A 3709-nucleotide genomic window follows, 5' to 3' on the forward strand; every position below is an offset into this window, starting at 1 on the left:
GCCGCCGCGCTCACCGTGCCGGCGCCGCGCCGCCGGGTGATCGCGCTGCTGGGCGTACGCCGACTGCTGGCGCTGGTGCTCGCGCCGACGGCGATGGTCGCGCTCCTGGTGACGAACCGAATGACCAGCCCCACGTTCGACTTCGTCGGCGAGGTTTCCTACCAGGTCTTCTACGACATCGAGGCGAGCAGTGAGCTGGTCCTCTGGCTCTACGTCGCGGGCCTGGCGGTCGCCGCGTCGGCCATGGTGATCGCGGTGGTCACGCTCACTCCGGAGGTACGCCGACGAATCGTCGTCATGCTCCTGCCGGTGGCAGCCCTCTCCCTGGTGATCGACAGCGTCCTCGCCGGTTGGGCCACCTCGACCATGCACATGGGACACGTCGTCCCCCTGGTGCCGGCGCAGTGGGCGATGCTGGTGCTGGTCGCGCCGGTGACCTTCCTGGCCGGCGCGCTGCTCGTGCGACGTCGGGAAGAGACGCTGCGCATGGTCGCCCTCGGCCGCGACGCGGACCGCGAGCAGCCGATGGGTCAGTGACGCGGCAGCCTGCTCAGCCGGCCGTGCGGCTAACCATGACCGTCGCGGAACACCGCTCGGCTGAGATAGTGCCGGGACTGCTGATCGAAGCGTCCGAGCAGATCACGGGCAGCAGGCGGGACGACGGAGGTTGACGGATCGCCGCCGGTGAAGGCCGACACTGCGGCGAGGTCCGTGAAGGTCATGGCGGTGAGAAACTCGCTGCCCTCGGCGGGATCCAGTTCCTGCGGGGAGCGACGCAGCACCCGAAGCTCGCGTAGCCCGGCCACGCCCCGGGCGAGGATCGCGGGGGCGATGTCCTGCGTCAACAACCGCTCGTAGGCGTCGGCGAGAGCGGGCTCGGTCCATCCGCTCCACAGTCGAAGAATCATGACAGCATGCTGTCAGTGCGGTAATAGGCTGTCAATATGCGCTAGCATGCTGTCGATGACGGAACGGACGCAGGACCGGGTCGACGCCTATCGGCTGCTGATGGCAGACGTGTACGAACTGGCAGGCGAGTCTCGCCGCTCAAGCGAGCAACTCGCCCAGGAAGAGGGACAGACCGCCGCGCGATGGCACGTGCTGAGCGTGCTCTCCGACGGCTCCCGCACCGTCGCGAGCGCGGCCCGCAGACTTGGCCTCGCCCGACAGAGCGTGCAGCGAGTGGTCGACGACCTGGCCCGTGCCGGGATGGTGGAGCTGCACGACAACCCCGATCACCGCCGCGCGCCGCTCGTGAGACTCACGGAAGCGGGTCTGGTCACGCTCACCGCGCTACTGGAACGCTCCGACGTTGACCGCCGGGATGCGGTGGACCGAGCCGGCCTCAGCCTGAGCGACCTCGAAAATGCTCGGGCGACGCTCCGGAGGTTGGTGGACGCCCTGCGGAGCCGGTGAACCCACCTCGATTGCTGCCGGTTGTCAGTCGTCGGCGACGGCAACCGGCTCCGAGCCGATGCAGCGCAGCTTCAACTCGTACTCCCGGGCCGTCCCCTGGAACGTGACCTCGACGTCGTCGTCCGGGCCCCGGTCCACGTCGCGGACCCGGTAACCCTGCGCGGGCGCCCAGGAGACGAGGCGTACGCCGCCAACACCGCACTCGGCCACGGCCGTGCCGCCGTCGGTGGCGAACCCCCGGCGGGCCCCCGAGGTGCCGCTCGGTGCGGTGCTCGACCCGGCCGGTGCGGTGCTGGTCGTGCCCGGCGCGGCCGAGGCGGTGCCTGCGGGGCTGGTGGGCGCCGGCTCGGGTGAGGCGAGCGCCCGCTCGATCTCGGCCTCGCTGCGCACCCCACCCGGGGTCCCGGTGAGGCTCTCGCCCACCAACCGGATCGCGCCCAGGCCGATCAGGGTCGCCATGGCGGCGGTGGCCACCCACCCGGTGGCGACGAGGATCGAACGACGGCCCATCCCCTGACTATCCCCGATCCGTCCTTGTCGTTGGCACAACCGAACGCTAAGGCGTGGTTAACGTGCGCCGCACTGCCAGCGGCAACGGTTAGCCTGCCAGCTGTGGCCCGCCTGCTGCTCATCGAGGACGACCTGACGATCCGTACCCCGCTGATCCGGGCCCTGCGCGAACGCGGCCACGCGGTGGCCGCGGCCTCGACCGCGATGGCCGGGCTCCGCGACGCGCTGGAGGACCGACCCGATCTCGTCGTGCTCGACCTGGGCCTGCCCGACCTGGACGGCCGCGAGCTGCTGCGGATGCTGCGCGCGGTCAGCTCGGTGCCGGTCATCGTGGCCACCGCCCGCGACGACGAGGCCGAGATCGTCCGGGTGCTCGACGCGGGCGCCGACGACTACGTGGTCAAGCCGTTCACCTCGGCGCAGCTCGACGCCCGCGTCCGGGCGGTGCTGCGGCGGGGACCCTCCGGTGCCGACGGGCAGGACCCGACGCTCGTCGTCGGCGGACTCCGCGTCGACCCCCGAGCCCGACAGGTGACCCTCGACGGCGTCGCGGTCGAGCTGACTCCCCGCGAGTTCGATCTGCTGCACCACCTCGCCGGCCGCCCCAACCAGGTGGTCACCAAACGCGAGCTGCTCACGGAGGTGTGGCAGATCCCGTACGGCGGTGCCGACAAGACCGTCGACGTGCACCTGTCCTGGTTGCGTCGCAAGTTGGGGGAGAACGCCCAACAGCCTCGCTACCTGCACACCGTGCGCGGTGTCGGAGTGCGCCTCGAAGCCCCGGTGGCGCAGCCGTGAGGGCGCGTCTCGCGCTGCTGGTCGCCGCGGTCAGCGTCCTCACCCTCATCGCGTTCCTGGTGCCGTTGGCGCTGCTGGTCCGTACCGTCGCCGAGGACCGGGCCACCGTGCGGGCCACCGCCGACGCGCAGAGCCTGGTGCCGGTGGTCGGGACCGCCGACGCGTCGACCATCCGGCTCACCGTGGAGCAGCTCGCCGCGGAGTCCGGGCGGCCGGTGAGCGTCTTCCTGCCGGACGGCACGGTGCTCGGCGCCCAGACACCGCGTACGCCCGCGGTGGCCCTGGCCACGCGTGGACAGAGCCTCACCGGCGAGTCGGCGGCCGGCCGGGAGGTGGTCATCGCCGTGCAGGGTCGGGCGGACGGCACCGGGGTGATCCGGATCGCGGTACCGCGGCACGAGCTGACCGCCGGGGTCACCCGGGCCTGGCTGGTGCTGGCGCTGCTCGGCGTGATCCTCGTGCTGATCGGGCTGCTGGTCGCCGACCGGCTGGCGCGCACCCTGGTCCGGCCGATCAGCGACCTCTCGGCCGTTTCACACCGGCTGGCCAACGCCGAGCTGGACGCCCGGGTCACGCCGGCCGGCCCGCCCGAACTGCGCGAGGTGGCCGGCGCGCTCAACCACCTCGCCACCCGGATCCAGGTGCTCCTGGTGCAGGAGCGCGAGCAGGTCGCCGACCTGTCCGCGGCCAGCCGGGTTGAGGGTGTACTCGTTGCGTCGCCAGAACCGGGTGCGGTGCAGGTAGCCCCTCGCCTCCAGGTCGGCGACGATCGCATGCGCGGCCCGTTCGGTCATGCCGACCTCGGCCGCGACGTCGCGCAGCCGGGCGGTCGGACCGCGGGCGCTGGCCTGCAGCACGTGACAGCGGTTGGGGAGGAAGGTCCAGTTCCTTCCGCCGCCGGTATCTCCGCTCACGGTGACCGTCATCGTTTGTCAGGCTTTCCCGACGCCCGCGGGCACGCCCGACATGCATGTCCACCCTGCCC

The 3709-nt window shown here is 71.9% G+C and carries 6 protein-coding genes; 4 read left to right on the forward strand and 2 right to left on the reverse strand.

Going from position 1 to position 3709, the window contains the following annotated elements; genetic code table 11:
* Window positions 1-537: hypothetical protein (locus tag PSH25_RS25850; RefSeq protein WP_238661526.1), on the forward strand; the 537-nt coding region annotated here is incomplete at its 5' end.
* A 29-nt stretch (window positions 538-566) separates the two neighbouring features.
* Here the strand turns inward: PSH25_RS25850 and PSH25_RS25855 are convergent.
* Window positions 567-908: a hypothetical protein gene (locus PSH25_RS25855; RefSeq protein ID WP_238661527.1), complete on the reverse strand. Its 342-nt coding sequence runs from the start codon at window positions 906-908 to the stop codon at window positions 567-569.
* Between the two features lie 55 nt (window positions 909-963).
* Between PSH25_RS25855 and PSH25_RS25860 the strand changes: the two genes are divergently transcribed.
* On the forward strand, window positions 964-1416 hold the full coding sequence (locus tag PSH25_RS25860) for a MarR family winged helix-turn-helix transcriptional regulator (protein ID WP_238661528.1): 453 nt from the start codon (window positions 964-966) through the stop codon (window positions 1414-1416).
* Window positions 1417-1440: 24 nt separating this feature from the next.
* Here the strand turns inward: PSH25_RS25860 and PSH25_RS25865 are convergent, their stop codons facing one another.
* Complete coding sequence (locus PSH25_RS25865) at window positions 1441-1926, reverse strand: septum formation initiator (RefSeq protein WP_238661529.1); 486 nt, start codon at window positions 1924-1926, stop codon at window positions 1441-1443.
* Between the two features lie 102 nt (window positions 1927-2028).
* Here PSH25_RS25865 and PSH25_RS25870 point away from each other — a divergent pair, with 102 nt between their 5' ends.
* Both PSH25_RS25870 and PSH25_RS25875 read left to right on the forward strand, forming a co-directional pair.
* The gene (locus tag PSH25_RS25870) at window positions 2029-2724 is read left to right on the forward strand and encodes a response regulator transcription factor (RefSeq protein WP_238661530.1); all 696 of its coding nucleotides are present in this window, start codon (window positions 2029-2031) and stop codon (window positions 2722-2724) included.
* The coding region (locus PSH25_RS25875; protein WP_238661531.1) for a HAMP domain-containing protein at window positions 2721-3709 on the forward strand (989 nt) is incomplete at its 3' end. The genes PSH25_RS25870 and PSH25_RS25875, both read left to right, overlap by 4 nt.

The organism is Micromonospora foliorum (genome assembly GCF_022229015.1).
Taxonomy (GTDB): Bacteria; Actinomycetota; Actinomycetes; order Mycobacteriales; family Micromonosporaceae; genus Micromonospora; species Micromonospora foliorum.